Genomic DNA, 25138 nt, shown 5'->3' with positions numbered 1-25138 from the left:
TAATGGTTACTATTAAAGATGTAGCAAAACAAGCAGGGGTATCTGTCGCGACTGTTTCTCGTATTTTAAATAACCTGCCAGGCTACTCTGAAGAAACGAAACAGCGGGTAGAACAAGTGATTGAATCGATTGGCTATCAGCCTAACGCTGTTGCCCGGGGTTTGATTAATCGTGAAACAAAAACAATTGGCGTTCTTGTCCCCGATGTATCACATCTATTTGCAAATGAGGTTCTTGCAGGGATTGAGGAACGTGCTCATGAGCTTGGTTATACTGTGATGATCTGTAAAACAAACTATCGTACAAGGGATTATTTACAAACTTTGTATGAAAAACGTGTAGATGGAATTATTATGGTGAGTGGCACGATTACGCCTGATGAATATAAACAGATAGAAATGATGAAGGTACCGGTAGTATTAGTCGCAACCCAAACAAACTATCCTATACGTTTTTTAAAAGTGGATGATTATCAAGCTTCATATGATGCTGCAGCCTATCTAATTAAAAAGGGTCATTCTCGTATTGGGATGATTGCAGGAACAAAAGAAGATGCCGTAACGACCATTCCACGTGTAAAAGGATTTACAGATGCGTTAAATGACGCTGGTATAAAAGTAACCAATGAAAAGATTACGCACGGCGATTATCATTTTAAAAGTGGAATAGAATGTATGGATCAATTATTAAACAACGATCCGTCCATTACAGGGGTATTTTGTGCAAGTGATGAAATGGCTGCAGGTGCATTATCTTTTTTATATAAACAAGGAATCAGAGTTCCAGAAAAACTATCGCTTATTGGGTTTGATAACACTCCAACGGCTGAAAAGGCGATTCCGCCACTTACGACGGTAGCGCAGCCATTATACGAAATGGGAAGGTCCTCCGTTCAGTTATTATTGGATCCCTCTGTTACCGTGAATCAGATTTTTCCCCATCAAATTGTTGAACGTGACACTGTCCGTTCCTTATAGTAAGATTCAATTTTTTGTAACGTTGAGTGAAAATGATGGATTTATTACTTTCACTCAACGTTGTAAAATCGCTAAAATGTAAACGCTTACATTCAAAAATGAATATAAGATAATGAAATTTAATTGCGCAAAGAATATGAAGTAAATGAAAATGAAGATCTTTCTAGAATGAAAAATAGCAAAATAATAGATATTTCAATTATATTATCTATGTTTATTTGCATATCCAAGATATAAGATGTAATCAAATAAGTAATGTTTTAAAAAAGCAGAAGTGAGAATTAAAGAAAACCTATAGAGAAAATGATGGCAAAAAAAGGAGATATAAAAATGACGAATAGAAACTATCATTTAGTTATAGTTGGTTACGGTGGTATGGGAAGCTATCATGGAAAGCTGCTCAAAGAAAACCAAAACATAAATGTCGTTGGAACCTATGATATTCTGGAGGAAAGAAGAGCCGCTTCCTTGGCTGATGGATACAAGGTATATGAAAGTTTAGCTGCTGTTTTAGCTGACGATTCTGTTGATTTTGTTCTTATCGCCACTCCAAACGATGTGCATAAAGAAATCGCAGTCGCAGCCTTAAACTCCAAAAAGCATGTAATTTGTGAAAAGCCTGTCACTATTTACAGTGAAGAGTTAATCGAAATTATGCAGTCTGCAAAAATGAATGACAGAGCGTTTATTGTGCACCAAAACCGCAGATGGGATGAAGACTTTCTAACGATAAAAAAAGTATACGATGAACTGATTATCGGAGATGTCTTTCATATTGAATCACGGGTACAAGGAGCAAACGGGATTCCGGGAGACTGGCGCCATCAGAAGGCTTATGGCGGGGGGATGCTGCTGGACTGGGGTGTCCATTTACTAGATCAACTGCTATTTATGATCGACAGTAAGATTACGAGTGTCTATGCCAATTTAAGTTATATTTTAGGGAACGAAGTAGACGATGGTTTTCAAGTGTTTATCACGTTTGAAAACGGCATCACCTCTTTAGTGGAAGTGGGAACAACAAACTTCATTCAACTGCCGCGGTGGTACGTAAAAGGAACAACAGGAACGGCAGTCATTCATGATTGGGATATTAACGGTAAAATCGTGACGCAAAATCGGGGAGTGGAGGTAGAAGCCCCGAAACCGATTAAAGCCGGGCAAGGGTTGACGAAAACGATGGCACCTCCGTCTGAAAAAGCTGTCAGCACATCGGATTTACCGAAAGTAGATAAGACGATGGAAAGCTTTTATGACAATGTGATTTCTTTAGTAGAAGGAAAAGCAGAACCAATCATCAAAAATGAGGAAGTTTTGCGTGTCTTACAATTGATGGAAACGATTTTTAAATCAGCAGAGACAAACGAAGTCGTCAAAGACTTTGATAGGGTAATAGACGGGAAAATCCTATTTTAAATATATAAATGTGGATTGTATCAAATAATAGAAAAGCTAGAAACACTGATGTAAGTGGGAAACTCAGTGATTTCTAGCTTTTCTAATTTTATTAAAACATTCATGTATAAGGCAAACATGTAATCTAATATTCTATCCGCCTGTAGGCACCAGGAGCAACGCCGTATTTCTTTTTAAATACCTTATGAAAGTAAGGATAGGTTCCGAATCCGCAGTCTTCAGCAATCTGTTCAAGTGTCAGTGTAGTGTATTTCATCCGCTCAATGGCCGAGGATAAGCGGATTGCCTGCGCGTATTCCATCATCGTTTTCCCAACGCTGCTTTTGAATAAATGAACGGACCTTGAGACGCTGAGCCCAGCATGCTGCGCCACATCCTCCACTTTAAAGGCGATCGTGGCATGCTCCTCAATGTAACGCATCATCCGTGTCACCGTATACGGGTGACTGAAGGATCGGCCGGCTTCGCTGATAGCCCGTTCCAGAGATAAACAGAGCGCTCGCAGCAAATAGCCGGAGAGCTCTTCGTTTTGGCTGGATGATGGACGGCGTTTTTCAATCATGATCTGGCGCCATAAGGTCAACAGCTTTTCATCCAAATCGATTCGGGAAACATCCGGCTTTTCAGAACGGCTCCACCATTCGTCCATCCACGCGCCTTCACAAACTAAGTGATAATCTCCGCTGTTTTGCCCCTCTTTGACAAGCAGTTCATAGTGATCCCCAGGTTTAATGAGCAGTAGGTCTCCTTTCGCGAGTTCCATTTTTCTCCCCTTCACGACTACTTCGCAGAGACCTTCTGTTTGCAGTCTGAAAAGATACGAAGGGTATCCGGATTTATGTTGAGAATGATATCCATTTGTGTGAAAGGAATAGCCGCAAAAAAATATGTTCGTCGTCATAAGCTCCCTCTATTCTAACAAAATAGAAAAATAGCAAAATAGTAGATGTTTTAATTATATCATCTATGTTTATTTGTAGATATACAATATAAGATGTAATCAAATAAGTAATGTTCCAAGAAAGTGGGGGATAAGGATGATCAAAATTCCAGTAGCTGTACAAATGTATACATTGCGGGAAGAAAGCGCGCAAGATTTTGCTGGCACTTTAAAAAAGGTGGCAGAGCTTGGCTTCGATGGTGTTGAATTTGCCGGGTATGGTGGATTGCCTGCAAAAGAAGTAAAAGCGTTATTGGATGAGCTTGGCCTTCAGGCAGCAGCGAGCCATGTGCCACTTGAACAATTAGAAAATAATTTAGCCGGAGTTATAGAAGATCAGAAAATACTAGGAAGTAAGTATGTTGTCTGCCCTTACTTAATGCCAGATCGTCGCAGCGAGGATGATTACAAAGCCCTTATCTCTTTATTAGATAAAGTTGGTGAAACATGCCGTCAGGAGGGCATCACCCTTTGTTATCACAATCACGATTTTGAACTTAATCGTATGTCTGATGGCAGAACGGTGCTCGAAGCTATTTTTGATGATACTAAGGCAGTCAATGTGCATACAGAGCTGGATGTGTATTGGCTGACAAAAGCAGGCGAAAAGCCGGTGGAGTGGATCAATCGTTATCAAAGGAGAACCCCGCTCATTCATTTAAAAGACATGACGACAGATGGAGAACAATTTTTTGCGGAGCTTGGTACAGGCGGCGTTGACCTTGATGCAATATTGCATATGGGAGAAGAAGCCGGTGTTCAGTGGTGGGTCGTCGAGCAGGATTTAAGCCGCCATACACCATTTGAAAGCATTGAAATCAGCATAAATTATTTGAAAGAAAAACACCGAAATCTGTAGAAATAATAGGAATATGGAAAAGTCCTTCTGGAGTTAGTGTATTTTTGGGGGACGCTGCAGGAAACAATTTGGAATTTTTTTTATTTATGATAGAAGAATTAAGTCAAATGCTAATTATGTGAAAAAATCAGAAATTTAAAGATGAAAAAGAGTGAATGGATATGGATGCGAAATGGTTAGTTGGTGTGGATTTAGGTGGAACCACGATTAAAATGGCATTTATCAGTCTGAATGGCGATATCATTTATAGCTGGGAAATAGATACTGACAAAAGGGAAAGCGGCCGATATATTCCTACAACGATTGCAAGCACGATTGACCAAAAGTTAAACGAATTAAATCAAACAAAAAATAGGCTAATCGGTATCGGAATCGGAGCGCCGGGTCCTGTTAATGTGGATGGTTCCATTGAGGTGGCTGTAAACTTGGGATGGAGGAACTTCCCTTTACAAGCTATTCTCGAGCGGGAAACTTCCTTGCCAGTTGCTGTAGAAAATGATGCTAATATTGCGGCAATCGGTGAAATGTGGAAGGGTGCTGGCAAAGGAGCTAAAAACTTAATCTGTGTAACATTAGGAACTGGTGTCGGAGGCGGGATTATCGTCAATGGTGAGATTGTGCATGGTGTAAATGGAGCCGGTGGTGAAATTGGTCATATTACATCTGTTCCTAGAAACGGCTCACCTTGTAATTGTGGGAAATCAGGATGTTTAGAAACTGTAGCATCCGCAACAGGAATTTCCCGATTAGCACTAGAGAAATTAGCTTCTACCAATGATATTAGTAAATTAAGAGACTATTACGAGAAACATCAAACTATATCGGCCAAGCTGGTTTTTGATGCTGCAAACGAAGGGGATGAACTCGCCAAGCGAGTCATTCAACAGGTTGTATACCATTTAGGATTGGCTCTGGCGAATTTAGCTAATGGATTAAATCCCGAAAAAATTGTCATTGGAGGCGGCGTTTCAAAAGCGGGCGACACTTTGTTAGGACCTTTGAAAGAGGAATTTGTTTTATATACTTTTCCAAGAGTGGCGCAAGGTGCAGAGATTGTTATTGCTACATTAGGTAATAATGCAGGCGTAATTGGAGGAGCATGGCTGGCAAAAGAGAGACTAATAAATAAATCCAAAGTTAAATGATATGGTCACCTAAATTGTTTTTAATTTAACGTCAAAGGATTATTAGGTTCAATATTTTCCACCCTTTGTGTCAATGTAAGCCGTTTCATAAATTCTATAAATCTCTAAAATTAACTGTAAAGTATTCAACTAAAAGGAGTCGTTCATCATGTTAAAAGTAACTGTATGGAATGAAAATCGTCATGAACAAAAAAATCCAGTCGTACGAGATATTTATCCAACCGGGATCCATGGTGCGATTGCCCAATTCCTTCAGACCGAAGGAATCGTAACAAGAACGGCTACTCTTGATGAGCCGGAACATGGCTTAACCGATGAAGTACTAGCTGCTACCGATGTATTAGTTTGGTGGGGACATCTAGCACATGGAGAAGTGAAAGATGAAGTAGTACAGAAAGTACAACAGCGTGTCCTTGATGGAATGGGACTGATTGTTCTTCACTCCGGCCATTTTTCAAAAATCTTTAAAACATTAATGGGAACCAGCTGTGATTTAAAATGGCGGGAAGCTGATGAAAAAGAACGACTTTGGGTGGTGAGTCCAAGCCATCCGATAACAGAAGGAATCAATGAATATATTGAATTAGAAAAAGAAGAAATGTATGGGGAGCATTTTGATATCCCACAGCCGGATGAGCTTATTTTTACAAGCTGGTTTGAAGGCGGCGAAGTATTCCGCAGTGGCTGTACATACAATCGTGGAAATGGGAAAGTGTTTTATTTCAGACCGGGTCACGAAACCTATCCAACCTACCATAACGAGCAAATTCAACGCGTGATTATCAATGCAGTAAAATGGGCGGCACCTGTCAAAAGGGAACGTCCAGTCTACGGAAATGCGAAACCATTAGAACCAATCAAAGGGGGACAAAAATAATGAAAAAGCTAAAAGTTGGAGTAATCGGATGCGGAAGTATTGCCCAGCATCGCCATTTACCTGAATATAAAGCGAACCAAAATGTAGAGCTAGTGGCAGTTTGTGATATCAATGAAAGCCGAGTTAAAGAAATAGCAGAGAAATATGAAGTCACTGCTTTTACAAACTATGAAGAGTTATTAAGAAGTGGAACGGTTGATGCAGTCAGCGTTTGTACACCAAACTATCTTCATGCCCCAATTTCGATTGCTGCCTTAAATGCAGGTCTTCATGTTCTTTGTGAAAAACCAATGGCTACTTCTAAACAAGAAGCCGAAGCAATGATCGCCGCGGCCAAAGAAAGTGGCAAAAAGTTAATGATTGGTCATAATCAGCGTTTTGTACCTTCCCATCAAAGAGCACGTCAGCTGATTGCAAGCGGGGAAATTGGCAAAATTTATAGTTTCCGTACAGCCTTCGGGCATGGCGGTCCAGAGAGATGGAGTGTAGATGGGAAAGAAAGCTGGTTTTTTGAAAAAGAAAAAGCATTCGTAGGTGCAATGGGCGATTTGGGTGTCCATAAGACCGATTTACTACGGTATGTACTAGGTGAAGAAATTACTGAGGTTGGTTCTTTTGTTGAAACAAGTGCCAAAGATTTTGCTGATGTCGATGACAATGCGGTTTGTGTATTAAAAACAGAAAGCGGGATTATCGGAACACTTGCAGCAAGCTGGGCTTATGTCAGTAAGGAAGATAATTCAACCATTATATATGGTGAAAAAGCCATTCTGCGGTTAGAGGATGATCCAACTAATTCACTTGTCGTTCAATATGCCAACGGTGAAGTCGTAAATTATCAGCTTGGAAAAATTCAGTCGAATGATTCGGGCGGCCAACGTACAACACATGTGATCAATCATTTTGTGGATGCTGTTATTCATAATCAAGATACACCTGTTCCTGGAGAGGAAGGAAAAAAATCTCTCGAAGTGATTTTAGCAGCACTTCAATCAAGTGAAACAAAACAAATTGTTAAAGTGAGCGAGCTATCATAATTATCCGTTAGATATAAAGGGTGGTGGACCATATTGGGCCGCCATCTCTCTATTGATGTCTACAAGTTACCACGGATCAGTCGTATAAAGAGCGAGCAGTTATAGAGAGGGGAATTCATTATGAGACTTGGAGTTTTTACCGTATTATTCGCTGAAAAATCATTCGAGGAAATGCTTGATACAGTTAAAGAAGCCGGACTACATGCAGTTGAAATAGGAACGGGATGCTATCCTGGAAACAACCACTGTGATTTAGATAGGTTATTGGAAAGTGAAGAGGCTAGACGTGAGTATATCCAAAAGGTTGAGGAACGCGGACTGGTAATCAGTGCATTCAGCTGTCATGGAAACCCGATTTCTCCTGAAAAGGAATTTGCTAACAACTCGCATGAAACACTCTTGAAAACTATTAAACTTGCTTCGCTTCTCGATGTGCCGGTTGTTAACTGTTTTTCAGGAACAGCAGGAGATCATGAAGGGGCGAAATATCCAAATTGGCCTGTAACACCTTGGCCTAATGAATATGGAGACGTATTAAAGTGGCAATGGGAAGAAAAACTGATTCCTTATTGGAAGGAAGTTGGCCAATTTGCTAAGGAGCACAACGTGAAAATAGGACTTGAACTACACGGAGGTTTTTTAGTCCACACACCATATACACTCTTAAAGCTGCGTGAGGAAACCTGTGATGCCATTGGCGCTAACTTAGACCCAAGTCATCTATGGTGGCAGGGAATTGATCCAGTTGCAGCGATTAAAATTTTAGCAAAAGAAAATGCGATTCATCATTTTCATGCGAAAGACACATACATTGATCAGGAAAACGTGAATATGTATGGATTAACGGATATGCAGCCCTATGGAGAAGTGAAAACGAGGGCTTGGTCATTCCGTTCGGTTGGCTGTGGACATAGCCTCAAAGAATGGTCCGACATGATGAGTGCACTAAGAACCTATGGCTATGATTATGTGGTTAGCATTGAACATGAAGACCCAATTATGTCTATTAACGAAGGGTTCAATCGGGCAGTAACCAATTTAAAATCGATCTTAATTGAGGAGCCAGTTTCCCAAATGTGGTGGGTGTAATGATGAAGAATATACCAGTTGCCGTTAATCTCGAAGCAATACTTAATACAGGAGAAGAAGCCGGTGTAGAGTGGTGGGTGGTCGTTGATCGAACTGAGGTGCACAAGTGAACAAAAAGTGGTGGAAAGAAAGTGTCGCCTATCAAGTCTATCCTCGAAGTTTCATGGACAGCAATGGGGACGGGATTGGTGATTTAAAAGGTGTAACAGCCAAATTAGATTACCTAAAAGAGCTAGGAATTGATGTAATTTGGCTGTCGCCGATGTATAAATCACCGAATGACGACAATGGTTATGATATTTCAGATTACCAGGATATTATGGATGAATTTGGAACGATGGCAGACTTTGATGAGTTGCTTGACGGAGTTCATCAGCGTGGAATGAAAATAATCCTGGATTTAGTCATCAATCATACGAGCGATGAACACCCTTGGTTTATTGAGTCACGATCCTCTAAGGACAACCCGAAGCGTGACTGGTACATTTGGAGAGATGGCCAAGATGGAAAACCGCCGAACAATTGGGAGTCGATTTTCAGTGGGCCGGCTTGGAGATATGATAAAGAAACAGAACAGTATTTCATGCACATCTTCTCCGCACGTCAGCCTGATTTGAATTGGGAAAACCCTGAGGTAAGGGATGCATTATACGATATGGTTAACTGGTGGCTTGAAAAAGGAATTGACGGTTTCCGAGTAGATGCAATCTCTCATATAAAAAAAGAACCAGGATTCCCTGATATGCCTAACCCAGATCGTTTAGATTTCGTCCCTTGCTTTCCTAAAATGATGAATGTCCATGGAATTGATGAGTTTCTCACAGAATTCACTCAAAAAACCATTAAAAACTATGACATCATGACCGTTGGGGAGGCAAATGGCGTCGGGCTTAATGAAGCTGATCAATGGGTGGGTGAAGAAAACGGCTATTTCAATATGATTTTCCAATTCGAGTTTTTAGACTTATGGGATAAGGATGCAGAAGGATCCATTGACGTTCGTAAATTAAAAAAGGTTTTAACCAAATGGCAGACAGGTTTGGAAGGTAGAGGATGGAATGCCTTATTTATTGAAAACCATGATCAGCCGCGCCGGGTTTCTAGCTGGGGAAATGACCGGGAGTTTTGGAAAGAGAGTGCTAAAATGCTAGGGGCGCTATATTTCCTAATGAAAGGGACTCCATTTATTTACCAGGGTCAGGAAATTGGGATGACGAACGTCCAATTCCCGTCTATTCATGATTACAACGATGTTGGCATGATTAACTATTATCATGTTGAAACTGCCAAAGGCCGTTCCCATGATGAAATTATGAAGGTCATTTGGGAAAAGGGGCGAGACAATGCTCGGACGCCGATGCAATGGGACTCATCTAACATGGGAGGATTCACTACCGGCGATCAAACATGGCTCGGTGTGAATCCAAACTTCACAGAAATAAATGTAGAATCACAATTAAACGATCCTGACTCGATTTTATCATTTTATAAAAAATTGATTCGCTTAAGAAAAGAGAATCCCGTGTTTGTTTATGGTACTTACAACTTAATAGCTGCGAATCATCCGAAACTGTTTGTGTATTCGCGCAGATTAGGTAAACAAAAAGTACTTGTTATTAACAATTTTAGTGAAAAATCAACAAGGTTTCGCGTCCCAGGTAGTTTATCTTATTCCACTTCTGACCTTGTCCTTAATAATTATGAGGGTGTGGATAAAAAATTACGGAGAAATTTCACATTAAAACCTTATGAAACAAGGGTATATATACTAAAGTAAAACTTGGGGGCATTTGCCCCCTTTTCTCATTTTTGAGAGACCTATAAATATTGGGATTTAATGAATGATGAATAAATAATTAAACAAAGAACAAGTTAATATTATGTATTTTTTAAAGGTAAAATGTAAGGACAAGACAGAAGCAATCGTCTATTATTTCCGGGTTTTGGCAGAACCAGCTGCACCAACTGCAGTTTTAAGGCTAAAGGGAATTGATCATTCAAAACAATATCGAGTTGACGCTACCGATCAAGTATTTGGCGGGGATGAACTCTCATTTGTTGGACTCGCTATTCCGGTGGAAATAAAGGGAGACTTTCAAAGTTTTGTTTGGAATTTGAAAGAACTATAGTTTTTGATAGTTAAAGTCCATAAAAAGGTACTTTAAACGATATATGGAGATAAGGAGACAAAAGAATGCAGGAGCTCGTTCCACTTTTTGGCTATGTTGCAGCTATTTTAACCACCCTTTCATTCCTGCCACAGGCAATTAAAACAATCAGAGAGAAAAATACAGAAGGAATATCATTAGTCATGTACAGCTTGTTCACTAGCGGAGTTTTAATGTGGCTGTTGTATGGACTATTTGTAAACGATATTCCAATAATTGTTGCAAACGCTGTAACGTTAATTTTAGCTGTAACAATATTAACTTTAAAAATTAAATATAGTGCAAATGCTAATTAATACAAAAAAGACGATTCGGAGCCGGACCGTCTTTATTCATGTTTGTTACTCTAGATATAAATTTATGTAATCGTTTTCAATTCAGGAAACCTTTAATTGTTAAGTAAATTGTTTTTTGTTATTAAAGATAACACTATTTTATTAGTCTAAGAGCAGTGAAAAGATGACACAGAAAAGGGAGAAAACAAGATGAGGACCAAAAAGACAAATTGATAAATCTTTTGTCGATGATATCATTTATCATTCAAATCAAGGAATCATGGTAAAAACGATGGATTAGCTTCATAAGCTAGCAACTTAAAGGAAACTGACACTCTATATTTCTAGCGAGTGTTTTTTCACCAGAACCGAAATCAGAGTTATTGTGCTTACAAACCTGAGTCTATAGTGATTTGGCGGATGCTGTGGAAGCTTTGCCGAAATTTTGATTCTCCGAGTGTAAGGTGTAGGGGATAATCAATATTGTTGTCGTGTTTCTTCCTATTATATAGTGGATTTTTAAAGGGGGGTTAATTTAATGATTTCTAAAAAGCAATATATACGTAAAGGTCAGATTATACCTAAGTTATTGTAAATCGACTAATAAAGATATAAATTTTCGTGATCTAAAAAAATTTAAAAAGCAGCTGGAGATTGATTACAATATGAATAAAGTCTTTTACGCTCTACTCATTTTATGAAGATACAATGATTCCCCGTGAATTTAAGGAAATATTTTCTGGAGAGATAAATTGGAATATTGACTTCCTAAAAGAATGAAAAAAACCCACACTATTTTGAAATAGCGGGCTAATATAAAAAGCATCGTTATTTTACCGAGCTCATTAAAAACCTTTAGAAATAAATTTAAAAAATAGATTATATTGTTAGAGAAAATTTCTCATTTTGTATTGAAAACGATGGATCTAACTCATAGTCCTTCACTATGTTTATTTTTTTATACCAAAGCTTCTTAATAATTGTTTTGCAAGTTGAGAAGCATAGTGAGAGTATAGCTGACTTAATAGCGATTCTTTTTTTTCTCTTTTTTTTATATAAACGCACACTCCACCAATTTCCTTTATTTTGGATAGTGCAGCTTTTAGAAAAAAATGACATTCACATACATCCAGTTTATATTCATAAATCACATTCTTTATGAATATAAACTGGTGTTACACCCGCAGCATGCAATTTTTCGGTAAAGAAGATATAGTCATAAAATGAATCCATTTTGTTGGAATAAGCCAATATTTCAAATTCTCCGATACGATTCTCCACTTTTATTTGTTTTTCCGCTTTAACAAAAAGTTGACTATTGAAGAAGTATTGTATTAAATCCTCAATGTTCATTATTTTGATTTGGAATTTTTCGGAGAATCCTTCCAACTCATTATGATTTGCAACTTCTCCCTTTTCGTTTAGGACATCACACATTACGACAGAAGGATAAGAGTTACAAAATTTGGAAATTTCTATCCCTGCCTCAACATGACTTTGCTTTCCAAAAATCCCATTTTGGTGAGCAATGACTGGAAAAATATGACCGTGTTTTTTAAAATCATTTGATTTCCTTTTAGGATGGATGATTGCTTTTATCGTATCATAACGCTCAAATGCTGATATACCAGTTGTTGTCCCGTCAACATCAACAGAAATTGTATATGCTGGGGTTTGATTATCTGCATATGCAGTGTGTTGAAGTTGAAATCCTAATTCAACAGCCCGACTTTTTTCAATTCCAACACTAACCATTCCACGACCATGGGTAACCATAAAATTGATAAGAGAAGGAGTTATATGTTCTACCAGACTAATTAGTTTACCATGACCTAATTGATCAACTAACAAGACTAATTTCCCGCATGATAATTCTTCTATAACGGTTTTAACTTGGGGTGTCATAGTACACTCACCTTTTCTTTTTATAGTGTTTTTTGAATCAAATCATTGTGTAGCCGAAACTGCCTCCATAAATATTTCAGGGTCTGAAACAATTGGAATTTTATTTCCAGCAGGAAGTGAGGTACCTTACATTTTAATAGGTTTTAAACTTAAAAATGAGAGGGGCTCCAAAAAGTCAGCTATCTAACTAATTCGATAGCCCCATGTTTTTTCCATATTTAAAATGGATTTTAAAGAATTCCTTCTTGTGTTTCTATGTTTTTCGCAGGCGTTTCTAATTTTTTCTTCATTGGGAAGTAGTATAAAATTGCTGGTACGATTAATCCCACGACCCATGCTAGGTCTGCTCCATCGAGTGCTTTAGCAATTGGTCCCACATAGAAAGAAGCGTTGATAAACGGAATTTGCACAAGAATGGAAATTAAAAAGGCTGAACAAGTAATCAAATTAACTTTTCCATATTGGCCATTAAGATCAAAAATATCCTTTACATTATACTTGCCATGGCGCAGTAAATAGTAATCCACCAAGTTAATGGAAGTCCAAGGGATTAAAAAGTAACTCATGAAAAAGATAAAGTTTAAGAAAAACGATAGGAAGTTACTTTTCCCCAGCAAGCATAAGATCGTCCCAATGACGGTTACGGCTAAAATCATGCCTACGCGAACTTTTGCCGTTACTTTCAGCTTCATAAACGGTTCAATCGTCGTAATTGTGGACATAAAGGCCCCGTATAAATTGAACACATTGATGGCAAGTTGTCCGAAAATAATGACCAGAAACATGATAATCGCAAATTTACCATACATATGAGCTAAGTTTGCTCCAGTAGCGTTAAGGAATTTAGGAATAGCAGTTGTCAGGATGGCTCCAAGTGTCATCATCCAAATTGTACTAACAGAAGTACCGATGTAGCTATACCAAAATGTATGTGCAGTTGGTGTTGTGATTGGAAGATAGCGTGAATAATCTGCGACATAGGGAGCGTATGATAACTGCCAAGTCGCAATCATGCTAACAGCTAATAAAAACTGTGAAAAATTAACATGACCGACATTCCAGCTGCCTTCAGGAATAGATAATTGAAAAACAAGGATTGTGGCAATAAGATAGGTGACTAAAGTGGTCCAGGACAACACCTTTTGCATCTTATGGATAAATTGATATCCGAAAATCGTTACAACAAAACACAGAGTATTTAGGATTAAAATACTATAGGTTTGATCCATGGAAGTTAAACTACTTAGCGTTTGAGCGGCCAGCATGCCGCTGCTGGCAAAATAACCAAAGTAAACGAACATTACAAGAAATAAGGGGAAAATAGCTCCAATTACACCAAATTGTGCCCTGCTTTGAATCATTTGAGGAATACCTAGTTGAGGACCTTGAGCAGAATGGGACGCCATAAAAATTGCCCCAACCAAGGTACCGATAACAATTGCTACAAGACTCCAGAACAAATTCAGACCCAAGGCAATTGGTAATGCCCCTGTTACAAGTGTTGTAATGTGCATGTTTGCTCCAAACCAAATAGGAAATAAATCGCGAGCTTTTCCTTGTCTTTCCTCAATCGGAATAAACTCAATACTACGAGATTCAACTTTCATTCATACGCCCCCTATCCAAATTTTTCTTGCATCCACCATGTACCATGCAAGAACCTTTTACAAGAAATACTATAATTGTAAGCGTGTACAAATGTCAATGTATTCTGAAAATAAAATTTTTAATAGATTTCGATTTTTTATAAAGTACGATCAGTAGACTATTTCTTAAAAGATAAGGGCTGTTAGCTATAATTTAGAATATAAGAATGATTTCGGGCTATAAAGAATATTACGATAAACTCTTGTTTTTTCGAGACTATTTATTTTTAATATTTTAGAAGCATAAGAGATATACTATTTAAAATTTTCAAAAATCAATATTGACGAGCTAGAAATGAAAGCGTATACTCCCAATTAGAAACACCTTGTATGGTACATGGTAGAAACAAAAAAGAAGGAGGAGTGCGTTACCAATGCCATACAATGAGGCAATTGTGATAGGAGATAACTATTTAAAAATTTAGAAAATTTTATGTTGACGAGCTAGTAATGATAGCATATACTTCCAATTAGAAACACCTTGTATGGTACATGGTAGAAACAAAAAAGAAGGAGGAGTGCTTGAATTATGGCGATTTTGACACTTGGTATTACGACTCAGGTATCCAATGCCATACGTGAGGCTATTGTGACGGGAGAATATGAACCGGGTCAGAAATTATCTGAAATGGCTCTATCTGAACACTTCCAAGTAAGTCGCACACCAATTAGGGAAGCATTAAAACAACTTGAAAGAGAAGGACTAGTTGAAATTATTCCAAGAGTTGGAACCTGTGTTACAAAACCTACTGAACAGGAACTAAGGGAGTTATTTACCTTAAAGGAAGTTTTGGAAGGGCTTGCAGCAAGTTTGTTTACAGAAAAAGGAGATGCCGCTGAAATACAAAAGGTTCACCAGGCCGTAGCTGATATGGAAGAAGCCTTACAAACATCAGATAATAAATTGTATGTTCAAGCAAATAGTATCTTTCATGAGACGATCTTAGAAGGTGCCAATAACTCAAAATTAAGCTATATGTTTAATCTGCTTCTGAATCAAATTCCATATAACCGCTATGTCTTTATTACTATTGGAGATCCTGTTCGTCGTGAACAATCCCTAAGGGAGCATCAAGCCATATTAGCAGCGATCGAAAAGGGTGACCGGATCGAAGCGGAGAAAACCATGCGTGAGCATGTTAAAGCAAGTGGAGAGGAATTAAGAAGGGACATTGAAAAAAAACTTAAAAATTCTTAAGGGGGATTTGGTATGAAATTTGGAATTTTCGCAAACCTTGCTGGACAGGGCAGACATGATGAGTATTATAAAGTTCTTGATGAAGCACGTGAGCAGGCTGTGTATTGTGATAAAAACGGCTATGATTCAATTTGGTATACAGAACATCATTTTGGCCATGAGGGAAATGAGTTAATTTCTAACCCTATTTTAATGGGGGCCGATATTGCAGCAAGAACAAAGAATATTCGAATTGGACAGGCCGCAAATGTTGCTACATTCTGGCATCCACTTCGTTTGGCAGAAGATGTCGCCATGCTTGACCAGCTAAGCAAAGGCCGTGTTGAAGTTGGTTTAGCTCGAGGTTTATACGGAAGAGAAGCTACCAATTTAAACGCGTTAGCCGATCCAACTAATCAACAACAAAACCGTGCTCTTTTTGATGAAACACTAGAGATTTTAAGAAAAGCATGGTCTAATCGATTCTTCTCTCACCAAGGAGATATTTATCAATTCCCTCCACAAGGATTGAAATGGAGTCATCCAATGAGCCCGGCATCCGACGAATTCATGGATATGGAAAAGGGAGAAATTAATAAAATTGCGCTTATGCCAAGACCATATCAAAAGGAACTGCCACTATGGCAAGTAATTGATTCACCAACCTCCATTATTGCTGCAGCCAAAAACAATATTAAAGGTATGTTCTGGATGCCGACTGTAAAGGAATTAAAAGGCCGTTTTGAATTATACCGTGAGCATGCATCAGAAGCAGCTGGACATCAAGTCCCACTTGGTGAAGGAATTGCCCTTGTACGCGATGTTTACGTAGCAGAAACAATGGAGCAAGCTCGTCAGGACGCAGCAGAAGCTGTATTAAACAATTACCGTTGGATTTGCCACTGGAGAGGACTTAGTAATCTAATGGATCCAGGCGAAAAAGTAAAAGAAGGTCAAGAGTTAAATTACGAATTCTTACTTCCTAGAAATCTATTATTTGGTACACCAGAATATGTAAATGAAAAAATACAAGAATTACAAGAAGAGCTTAACCTGCAAGAATTATTACTTTGGGTTAATCACAATGGATTACCTCATGACAAAATGATGAGAAGTCTAAAACTATTCACAGAAGAAGTAATGCCAAAATTTTCAAATAAAAAAACGGGGGTACTTGCATAATGGTAGAAGTTCGTAAAGTTTATACAGCAATTGAAGAAACACATATCGAAGGTGGAAAGAAAGTAGAAGAACCAATCAAAATGATCATGACCATGGCTGTAATTAAAAATCCATGGGCGGGCAGAGGATTTGTAGAAAACTTAAAACCAGAAATTGATGAATTCGCACCTCAAATTGGGGAGCTATTAGTGAGCGAGCTATTTAAGCATATCAATTCCGCAGATGATGTAGAAGCATTCGGAAAGGCAGCTGTTGTCGGGGTTGACGGAGAAATTGAACATGCATCTGCTTTCATTCACACATTAAAATTTGGTAATAAATTTAGAAATGCGGTAGAGGCAAAAAGTATCTTACCTTTTACAAATAAGCGCGGTGGAGCAGGATCAGTAGTGATGATGCCTATGGTTCATAAAAATGATGATTCACAGCGTTCTCATTTTATTACCTTTGAAGCAACGATTCCAGATGCACCGAGAGCAGATGAAATCGTTGTAGCCATCGGTGTATCTACAGGCGGACGTCCACATCCTAGAACAGGAAACCGCCATCAAGATATGGTTGAAATGGGGCTTATCTAATGCCAATTGCCGTATACAAACAAGGGAAAATTTTTTACGAAGAAAAAGGATCTGGTGAACCGTTGATTTTCATTCATGGTGTGGGCTTAGACCACACTATGTGGAATCAGCAGATTGATAGCTTATCAGACTCTTTTCGAGTGATTGTATACGACATGTTAGGTCATGGGGGATCAGAACATCCCCCTGGTCCTTATTCCCTTTCTCAATATGTTGAACAGCTTTCAGGGTTGATGGATTATTTGCAAATTGGAAAAACCCATCTTGTTGGCTTTTCAATGGGAGGCATTGTCGCACAAGCATTTGCACTGACATATAAAAATAAATTAAAAACGCTTACAATCATGAACGCTGTTGCTAATCGAACTGACGAGCAGCGAAAGGGAATTCTAGCAAGGGTAGAGGAAGTCCGGGAAAATGGGCCATTATCTACGATTGAACCAGCCATTAAACGATGGTTTAATCCAACTTTCATACAATCACAAGAAAATGTAGTAAACCAAGTTCGAAAGAGACTTCAAACTAATAATCCTGCTTCCTATTTAGCTGCCTACACTCTATTTGCAACGGCTGATGCTGAGTTATGGCAAAAATTGCAAAACATTGAAGCACCAGCTTTGATTATTACAGCTGAAAATGATATTGGATCAAATTCAGAGATGGCTAGACTGATGCATGAACAAATTAAAGGGTCAGACATAAAAATTATCCCAGATATGAAACACATGCTGCCAGTAGAAGGGGCAGATATCATCAATAAAGAGCTTCGCCTATTTATAGGTAAACAGACGATTTCACTGGGGTAAAGGAGGGGCGAAAATGACAGAGTTAAAGAAATACCAAATGTACATTAATGGGGAATGGACAGAGTCTTCAAGCGGTGAATATTTCGAGAGCTATAATCCCGCTACTGAGGAAGCATGGTGTCTTGTTGCAAAAGGGGATGCTGATGACGTTGACCGAGCTGTTCAAGCTGCTCACAAAGCTTTTTTACATTCAGAATGGACGTTCATGACTTTCACAGAACGAGGCAAATTAGTTCGAAAACTAGGCGATCTAATCGCTGAACACGCCGAAGAACTTGCGATGGTTGAAACACTTGATAACGGAAAGTTAATCCGTGAAATGCGGGGTCAAGTCAACTATTTACCGGAATTCTTCTATTATTATGCGGGACTTGCCGACAAAATTCATGGCCAAACTCTACCTATTGATAAAAAGGATATGTTCGCCTTTACATCAAAGGAACCTTTGGGAGTAGTGGCTGCCATCACACCTTGGAACTCCCCTCTTTATTTAACAACCTTGAAGTTAGCACCTGCTCTTGTAGCAGGAAATACAATCGTTATTAAACCCTCTGAAGTGACTTCTGCCTCTCTTTTGGAATTAGTGAAATTAGTGGAAAAGGCTGGATTCCCCCCAGGTGTCGTGAATGTGGTAACAGGCTTTGGAAATCCTGTCGGTGATGCTCTTACTTCTCATCCACTTGTAAGACGTATTGCCTTTACGGGCGGTGCAGAATCGGCTCGTCATATTGTTCGAAATTCAGCTAAAAACTTTGCACAATTATCACTTGAACTTGGAGGGAAGTCTCCAAATATTGTGTTTGAAGATGCGAATCCAGATAATGCGGCGATGGGCATTATAGCAGGAATTTTCGGCGCCTCTGGTCAAAGTTGTGTGGCTGGTTCAAGATCCTTTTTGCATAAGGACATTTACGATCAAGTAATGGAAAGACTAGTTGATCGCGTGTCCAAAATCAAAATAGGCGATCCGTTTCAAGATAAAACAGAAATGGGGCCATTAGCGACAAAAGCGCAATTGGAACGCGTGGAAAACTATGTATCTATTGGATTAGAAGAAGGGGCCAAACTTGTTTATGGAGGAAAACGGCCACATCATTTAGAAAAGGGCTGGTATTTCGAACCAACGATCTTTGAACATCGAGATAACAGTCATCGAATTACAAGAGAAGAGATCTTCGGACCTGTATTAAGCGTAATTCCTTTTGAAAATGAAGATGAAATCATCGAACTAGCTAATAGTACAGATTACGGTCTTGCTGCTGGAATTTGGGTAAAGGATGTTGCAAAGGCTCATCGGGTGGCAAAGGCCATTCGTGCCGGTATTGTTTGGGTGAACACCTATCGCAGTATTTCACCAATTGCAGCGATCGGAGGATCCGGGCTAAGTGGTTACGGTAGAGAAGGCGGATTTGATGCGATTCAAGAATATATGCAGGAAAAAACTGTCTGGATTAATACATCCACTGAACCGATTCCTGATCCGTTTATTATGAGATAAAAAATCAGTTTATTTAAAATTTCTTTGGAGGGATTGGAAATGAAACTACTGGGTATATCTGGTACTATTACAGGATCAAAAACAAAAATTATTGTAGAAAAAGTATTAGGGGAAGTTAAGAAACACCATCCCGAGGTTGAAGTAGAATTACTTGATTTAAAGCAGTTTGATGTTCAATTTTGTGATGGCCGTGACCCTTCTACCTATACAGGTGATACCAAAAAAGTCATGGATATGGTAAAAGAAGCTGATTTTTACGTTATTGGAACTCCAATTTTCCAAGGATCTATTACTGGAGCTCTTAAGAATCTGTTTGATTTAGTCCCTCCACAAGATTTCCGTCATAAAGTTATGGGGTTCGTGGCTACTGGCGGAACCTATCAACATTATTTAGTGATTGAAAATCAATTGAAACCAATTGCGGGTTATTTACGTGCTTATGTTGCACCAGGATTTGTATATGCACATAATGACCATTTCAATACGAAGAATGAAATTATTGATGAGGATGTATTACGCCGTATTACATCACTCAGCGAAGAGGTGGTTATCATGCAAAAAGCTTTAAATACAACGGAAAAAGAGTATGTAACGAAATAAGAAACATCCTTAAATGACTGGAAGAAGTTATAAGGGGGATATGGATATCAATGGAAGAGACTGTAAACATACCCGATCTTTCCTTTATAAATATTTGTAACGAGAAATATGGAATTAATAGAGGTGTATACAATACAATCGATGCCTGGTTTTATAACCAAGGACTTCATCAAATTATCAAAAGACGCCAAACTATCTTATCATTTCTTGAATATATCAAAGAGAAATATATAACGGATAATCGCGGCTGTAAATTTGGCCATGGGGGTTTAACTGTTAAATTAGAAGAATACTATTTTTCTAATGTACAATGAAATATTCTCTTAACGAATTCTAGTTTTTTAGAAGGGAAGGTTGGCAGAAAAGATGAACGTAACAAGTGAAAGTACAAAGAAGAAGCTATTTATCCATGGGGAATGGATAGAAGCAAAAGAATATAGTGAATTACGCTCTCCTTATACAGAAGAAGTGATTGCTGAAATACCGATGGCAACGGCGGAGGATGTTGAACAGGCTATTAATGCTGCTGAACAGGCGAAAAAAGTGATGGCAAAAATGCCGGCTTTCGAGCGTGCGAATATTTTGGAAGCATTAGCGAGGAAGCTTGAAGAACGTAGTGATGAAGCAGCTAAAATCATTGCACTTGAAGCTGCAAAGCCTTTTACAGCGGCAAAGGGGGAAGTAGATCGTACCGTTGAAACCTATAAATTTGCGGCCGAAGAAGCGAAGCGAATTCATGGAGAGACGATTCCGTTAGACGCTGCGCAGGGCGGTGTCAATCGCCTTGGCTATACGGTGCGTGAACCGATTGGGATTATTGGGGCCATTACCCCTTTTAATTTCCCAATGAATCTTGTTGCTCATAAAGTGGGCCCTGCCATTGCAGCAGGGAATACAATTGTATTAAAGCCAGCAAGTCAAACCCCACTTTCTTCCTTTTTCATTGCGGAGTTATTGGAAGAAGCCGGTTTGCCAAAAGGGGCATTAAATGTGGTAACTGGTGCTGGAAGAGTTGTGGGAGATAAACTGGTAACTGATCCAAGAGTAAGTATGATTACGTTTACGGGCAGCCCAAGTGTTGGTATTGGAATTCGCAATAAGGCTGGCTTAAAACGTGTCACATTGGAACTTGGATCAAATGCAGCTGTCATTATCGATAGAAATGTAGATATTGATAAGATTATTTCTCGATGTGTAACAGGGGCCTTTTCCAATCAAGGGCAAGTATGTATCTCACTGCAAAGGATCTATGCACACGAAGATGTTTACGATTCGTTTGTTGAAAGATTTGTTGAAGCAACGAAGAAATTAACACTCGGTGACCCACTTAATCCTGAAACAGATGTTTCAGCATTGATTTCACCTAATGATGTGAAGAGAACACTTCTTTGGATTGATGAGGCAAAACAAGCAGGAGCAACGATTGCGACGGGAGGAGTTGCTGAAGGCAATATTGTCCACCCGACTGTGATTCTAAATGCTGATCGCGAATTAAAGGTTTCTTGTCAGGAAGTGTTTGCACCAATTGTGTTAATTAATAAAGTTAAGTCTGTTGATGAGGCCATTACATTAGTAAATGACTCTAATTATGGTCTACAGGCAGGAATCTATACAAATGATGTCCATACAGCGTTGAATGCAGCAGAAGAGCTACACGTTGGCGGTGTTTTGATTAACGATATACCAACGTTCCGTGTAGATCATATGCCTTATGGCGGTGTAAAAGAAAGTGGCACCGGTCGAGAAGGGTTAAAATATGCGGTTGAAGAAATGACTGAAATGAAGTTGGTTATTTGGAATCGTAATTAGGGAGTAGAAAAGCATGCCTTACTATGCTGCGATTTTGCATATGTTGGACAAAGAAAAAAATATGAAAGTACGTCCACGTCATATTGAGTATTTAGACAAACTGGATCAAGAAGGAAAAATTTTTGCAAGAGGGCCTTTTTCAGATGATTCTGGCGGTCTAGTGGTATATATTGCAGAATCCTATAGAGAAGCACTCTCATTTGCGGTAAATGATCCACATGTCATCTGTAAATCACGACGCCTAGAACTTAAGGAATGGAAGGTTGTGTAATGATACTCGTGGATGTCCTCCTAAAAATTAGTTATATGTATGGAATGTAATCTTTTCCTTACGAGTTAAAATGGTAGGCGATTTTTTTTCATACAAGCATAACTAGAGGAAGGCTTTTAAATAAAGGGACTGGAAACGGTCTCTTTATTTATGTCGGTACTGGTTGGAAAGTTATTTATAAGAGATACTACTATTAATATAATAAGGAATTGGTGTGATTAATGGGAAGATTTCGTTGTGCAATACTTGATGACTATCAAAATGTTGCTGCTACCATTGCAGATTGGTCATCTATCTCAGAAAGAGTAGAAGTTCATACATATAGTAAGCATTATGACAATGAGGATGAACTTGTCAATGTTATCAAAGATTACGAAATCCTTGTAATTATGCGTGAACGAACTGCATTTGGTGCTTCTGTTCTATCGCGATTACCGCGTTTAAAACTACTTATTACAACGGGTATGAGAAACTCATCTATTGATCTTACTGCGGCTTCGTCGCAAGGTGTGGCCGTTTACGGAACTGAAAGTTTTCCAGAGCCCCCAACCGAGCTTACATGGGCTTTACTACTGGGCCTTGCAAGGAATATTGTACCCGAACATAATGCCATTCAAGCTAATGGGCCTTGGCAAAGCTCAGTCGGTATAGATCTATATGGAAAACAGTTAGGTCTATTGGGGCTAGGTAAGATTGGCAGCCGTGTAGCACGTATTGGACAGGCTTTCGGGATGGAAGTGGCTGCATGGAGCAAGAATCTAAACCAAGAAAGGACTGATGAGATAGGCATACGTTTAGCTGCTTCGAAAGAGGAGCTGTTAGAAACAAGTGACTTTGTTTCGATTCATCTTGTACTTAGTGACCGAACTAAACACTTACTAGGCAGAGAAGAGTTTAAAAGGATGAAGTTATCTTCGTATTTAATTAATACATCGCGTGCTGCAATTGTGGACCAAAATGCACTTATAGAAGCTTTAAAGAACGGTTGGATAGCAGGTGCTGCCATCGACGTATTTGAGAAGGAGCCTTTATCACGGGAAGATGCATTCCGCTCACTCCCTAATGTACTGGCTACACCGCATCTTGGGTATGTCTCACAAAGAAACTATCAGACATTCTATCAACAAGCATTAGAAAACATCCAAGCATTTCTGTTGGGGCAGCCTATTAGAAAGATAAACTAAGTTTTATAAGTCCATACTCCTAAGAAATGGGGTGTTACAATATGAGCACGGAATTACTAGTTGAAACAAAGTTTCATCTAGAAGGAAAGGTAGTCCATGGCGAGGGTAGAGGAAGGAAAATAGGGTTTCCGACTGCAAACATTGATTTTTCAGCCCCATCGTTAGAAACCGGGGTATATGGCGTTCAAATAAAATTTAAACGATTGCGACTATTACGGTGTTATGAATATCGGGGTAAAACCAACATTTCATAAAGTTTATGGGAAAAGCATCGAAGTTTATATAATTGATTTTGATCAAATAATATATGGGGCATTTGTTCAAGTGGAGGCCCTTTTTAAAATTAGAAATGAAAAAAAGTTCAATAATATTCAAGAACTTCAAGCCCAGATTAAGATAGATATCGAAACTGCTACAAGTCTACTAATGCCCTTCTAAATTAATGAATTAAGAAATAAGAATAAAAAATTTTATTGTAAACTGGTGATTTGAAAGTACTGAGTGAGGTGATGAACATAAAATTCTTCGTCCGAAAAACTTTTAAAGGAAAATGAATGTAAAATTGGTCAGGGATATTTCTTTAGCCAGCCAATTCCTGCTGACCAGATGGATAAATATCTTTTAGCTAGAAGTGAAAAGAGTAGTGGTATCCCCATTTGTTTGGGATACCACTTTTTTTGGGGAGATTAGTTTTTTCCAGGTGGAATGTATAGGTCTCTTTCCAACAATTAAATTCCCCATTTCATGGATACCTTTAAAGTGCAGCAGCTGACAGGATTATTTTGGTTTGGTTGTGTGGTGAGTTCGAAGATGACGCCACTTGGCGTAAATGTAGTTATCACAGGGACTTTTAATCCGACGGTACTGATTAAATGATCAACATCCGCTTTTTTTCCTTGCTGGGCAGCACTCATCATTTTTCGAGCGAAACCTAAATCCCCTAAGCGATCTAGCAAAATACTTCCTTGAGCCATTAATTGCCGAAATGATTTGACTGACTCCTCAAATATTTTAACATCTACTGGCGGATAACTCCTTGGGAATGTATGCACCATCAATTGAGGCGGGTAAACAGGCAATGGAGGATAGATTGGATAGTGATATGAGTAAAAATACATTCGTACTCTGCTCCTTCCATATTTAAAACACAAGGCAATATACGGTATGTATCTTTGGAAATATTGGTTACTGGAAAGTTTTGTATAAAACGTGATACATATCACCGAAATGATTGCCCGTTGTGGCAACTTTAGGCTCACTCGGATCGGATGCCATAAATATAATCAATAAACATCATTTTAAATAGAATAGTGAGATCGGAAGGGCGTCCGTTATCATCACTATAATAAGGACGTACCTTTTCAAGAGGAATGAAAGATCAATATATTTATCGATAAAACGAAGAAGGTGATTGTCAGGAACCAATTCATCAATAGAAACAAATTCATATTCACTTTGGGTAGATACTCTTGGTTTAAACATAGATTTCACTACTTAATTTTTTATTGTTTGGTTGTGTTAAGAGCAGTGTATTATTGATTATACAGCTCTGTTGATTAGCGCGGAAGGCACGAAGACTCCTGCGGGAGTACAGGGCAGGGGAGACCCCGCAGGCGCTTCAGCGAGGGCACTGAAAAAGTCCCTTGTTTTATAGCAGTTGTAGGTTGATTTTATCAACTCTTCAACTGCTTTTTATTTC

At 38.7% G+C, this 25138-nt stretch carries 26 protein-coding genes and 1 pseudogene; 22 read left to right on the top strand and 5 right to left on the bottom strand.

Annotation, left to right across the window (positions count from 1 at the left end):
• Window positions 1-2: 2 nt before the first annotated feature.
• Together J7E66_RS07695 and J7E66_RS07690 are read left to right on the top strand one after the other, a co-directional pair.
• Window positions 3-977, top strand: coding sequence for a LacI family DNA-binding transcriptional regulator (locus J7E66_RS07695; RefSeq protein WP_251032823.1), 975 nt, complete (start codon window positions 3-5; stop codon window positions 975-977).
• A gap of 330 nt (window positions 978-1307) precedes the next feature.
• Window positions 1308-2393 (top strand): Gfo/Idh/MocA family protein, encoded by a 1086-nt coding sequence (locus tag J7E66_RS07690; RefSeq protein ID WP_214998897.1) that lies wholly within the window; start codon window positions 1308-1310, stop codon window positions 2391-2393.
• A 124-nt stretch (window positions 2394-2517) separates the two neighbouring features.
• Here J7E66_RS07690 and J7E66_RS07685 read toward each other — a convergent pair whose 3' ends face one another.
• The gene (locus J7E66_RS07685; RefSeq protein ID WP_214998895.1) at window positions 2518-3294 is read right to left on the bottom strand and encodes an AraC family transcriptional regulator; all 777 of its coding nucleotides are present in this window, start codon (window positions 3292-3294) and stop codon (window positions 2518-2520) included.
• Between the two features lie 136 nt (window positions 3295-3430).
• On the opposite strand from J7E66_RS07685, the gene J7E66_RS07680 reads away from it, so the two are divergent.
• From J7E66_RS07680 to J7E66_RS07645, 8 genes are all read left to right on the top strand, one after another.
• Window positions 3431-4192, top strand: a complete 762-nt coding sequence (locus J7E66_RS07680; protein ID WP_214998893.1) for a sugar phosphate isomerase/epimerase family protein — start codon at window positions 3431-3433, stop codon at window positions 4190-4192.
• A 161-nt stretch (window positions 4193-4353) separates the two neighbouring features.
• Window positions 4354-5337 (top strand): ROK family glucokinase, encoded by a 984-nt coding sequence (locus tag J7E66_RS07675; protein WP_214998891.1) that lies wholly within the window; start codon window positions 4354-4356, stop codon window positions 5335-5337.
• Window positions 5338-5485: 148 nt separating this feature from the next.
• Complete coding sequence (locus J7E66_RS07670) at window positions 5486-6214, top strand: ThuA domain-containing protein (RefSeq protein ID WP_214998885.1); 729 nt, start codon at window positions 5486-5488, stop codon at window positions 6212-6214.
• Window positions 6214-7251 carry a Gfo/Idh/MocA family protein gene (locus tag J7E66_RS07665; protein WP_214998883.1) on the top strand — a complete coding sequence of 346 codons (1038 nt, stop codon included), beginning with the start codon at window positions 6214-6216 and terminating at the stop codon, window positions 7249-7251. The genes J7E66_RS07670 and J7E66_RS07665 overlap by 1 nt, the downstream gene beginning before the upstream one ends.
• Window positions 7252-7371: 120 nt before the next feature.
• Window positions 7372-8340 (top strand): sugar phosphate isomerase/epimerase family protein, encoded by a 969-nt coding sequence (locus J7E66_RS07660; protein WP_214998881.1) that lies wholly within the window; start codon window positions 7372-7374, stop codon window positions 8338-8340.
• Between the two features lie 106 nt (window positions 8341-8446).
• Complete coding sequence (locus J7E66_RS07655; protein WP_214998879.1) at window positions 8447-10117, top strand: glycoside hydrolase family 13 protein; 1671 nt, start codon at window positions 8447-8449, stop codon at window positions 10115-10117.
• A gap of 103 nt (window positions 10118-10220) precedes the next feature.
• Window positions 10221-10469: a GH36 C-terminal domain-containing protein gene (locus J7E66_RS07650; protein WP_214998877.1), complete on the top strand. Its 249-nt coding sequence runs from the start codon at window positions 10221-10223 to the stop codon at window positions 10467-10469.
• A gap of 65 nt (window positions 10470-10534) precedes the next feature.
• Window positions 10535-10804, top strand: coding sequence for a SemiSWEET transporter (locus J7E66_RS07645; protein ID WP_214998875.1), 270 nt, complete (start codon window positions 10535-10537; stop codon window positions 10802-10804).
• 1119 nt (window positions 10805-11923) lie between these two features.
• Here J7E66_RS07645 and J7E66_RS07640 read toward each other — a convergent pair.
• A complete protein-coding gene (locus J7E66_RS07640; protein WP_285289200.1) occupies window positions 11924-12688 on the bottom strand; it encodes a 3,4-dihydroxy-2-butanone-4-phosphate synthase in 765 nt (254 codons plus the stop codon).
• A gap of 230 nt (window positions 12689-12918) precedes the next feature.
• Complete coding sequence (locus J7E66_RS07635; protein ID WP_214998871.1) at window positions 12919-14295, bottom strand: purine-cytosine permease family protein; 1377 nt, start codon at window positions 14293-14295, stop codon at window positions 12919-12921.
• Between the two features lie 568 nt (window positions 14296-14863).
• Between J7E66_RS07635 and J7E66_RS07630 the strand changes: the two genes are divergently transcribed.
• The 12 genes from J7E66_RS07630 (at window position 14864) to J7E66_RS33070 (ending at window position 23877) form a co-directional block, all read left to right on the top strand.
• Window positions 14864-15532 carry a GntR family transcriptional regulator gene (locus tag J7E66_RS07630; protein WP_214998869.1) on the top strand — a complete coding sequence of 223 codons (669 nt, stop codon included), beginning with the start codon at window positions 14864-14866 and terminating at the stop codon, window positions 15530-15532.
• Window positions 15533-15544: 12 nt separating this feature from the next.
• Entirely contained in the window at window positions 15545-16693 is a 1149-nt protein-coding gene (locus J7E66_RS07625) for an LLM class flavin-dependent oxidoreductase (protein ID WP_214998868.1), read from the top strand.
• Entirely contained in the window at window positions 16693-17271 is a 579-nt protein-coding gene (locus J7E66_RS07620; protein ID WP_214998866.1) for an amino acid synthesis family protein, read from the top strand. The genes J7E66_RS07625 and J7E66_RS07620 overlap by 1 nt, the downstream gene beginning before the upstream one ends.
• Window positions 17271-18077, top strand: a complete 807-nt coding sequence (locus J7E66_RS07615; RefSeq protein ID WP_214998864.1) for an alpha/beta fold hydrolase — start codon at window positions 17271-17273, stop codon at window positions 18075-18077. The genes J7E66_RS07620 and J7E66_RS07615 overlap by 1 nt, the downstream gene beginning before the upstream one ends.
• Window positions 18078-18090: 13 nt before the next feature.
• On the top strand, window positions 18091-19575 hold the full coding sequence (locus J7E66_RS07610) for an aldehyde dehydrogenase (protein ID WP_214998862.1): 1485 nt from the start codon (window positions 18091-18093) through the stop codon (window positions 19573-19575).
• Between the two features lie 39 nt (window positions 19576-19614).
• Window positions 19615-20175, top strand: coding sequence for an NADPH-dependent FMN reductase (locus J7E66_RS07605; RefSeq protein WP_214998860.1), 561 nt, complete (start codon window positions 19615-19617; stop codon window positions 20173-20175).
• A 50-nt stretch (window positions 20176-20225) separates the two neighbouring features.
• Window positions 20226-20489 carry a hypothetical protein gene (locus tag J7E66_RS07600; RefSeq protein ID WP_214998858.1) on the top strand — a complete coding sequence of 88 codons (264 nt, stop codon included), beginning with the start codon at window positions 20226-20228 and terminating at the stop codon, window positions 20487-20489.
• A 52-nt stretch (window positions 20490-20541) separates the two neighbouring features.
• Window positions 20542-21984, top strand: coding sequence for an aldehyde dehydrogenase family protein (locus J7E66_RS07595; protein ID WP_214998932.1), 1443 nt, complete (start codon window positions 20542-20544; stop codon window positions 21982-21984).
• A gap of 13 nt (window positions 21985-21997) precedes the next feature.
• Window positions 21998-22255: a YciI family protein gene (locus tag J7E66_RS07590; protein ID WP_214998856.1), complete on the top strand. Its 258-nt coding sequence runs from the start codon at window positions 21998-22000 to the stop codon at window positions 22253-22255.
• A 221-nt stretch (window positions 22256-22476) separates the two neighbouring features.
• Window positions 22477-23439, top strand: a complete 963-nt coding sequence (locus J7E66_RS07585; protein ID WP_214998854.1) for a D-2-hydroxyacid dehydrogenase family protein — start codon at window positions 22477-22479, stop codon at window positions 23437-23439.
• Window positions 23440-23480: 41 nt separating this feature from the next.
• On the top strand, window positions 23481-23693 hold the full coding sequence (locus J7E66_RS33075) for a riboflavin kinase (RefSeq protein WP_214998852.1): 213 nt from the start codon (window positions 23481-23483) through the stop codon (window positions 23691-23693).
• Entirely contained in the window at window positions 23662-23877 is a 216-nt protein-coding gene (locus J7E66_RS33070; protein WP_214998850.1) for a riboflavin kinase, read from the top strand. Before J7E66_RS33075 ends, J7E66_RS33070 begins: the two co-directional genes overlap by 32 nt.
• A gap of 290 nt (window positions 23878-24167) precedes the next feature.
• Here the strand turns inward: J7E66_RS33070 and J7E66_RS07570 are convergent, their stop codons facing one another.
• Window positions 24168-24557, bottom strand: coding sequence for a YuzC family spore coat inner layer protein (locus tag J7E66_RS07570; protein ID WP_214998848.1), 390 nt, complete (start codon window positions 24555-24557; stop codon window positions 24168-24170).
• A gap of 140 nt (window positions 24558-24697) precedes the next feature.
• A pseudogene (locus J7E66_RS31680) lies at window positions 24698-24921 on the bottom strand (transposase); the annotation flags it as partial.
• Window positions 24922-25138: the final 217 nt, after the last annotated feature.

Source organism: Bacillus sp. ISL-7 (assembly GCF_018613065.1).
This window is presented reverse-complemented; position numbering and strand designations above follow the sequence as displayed.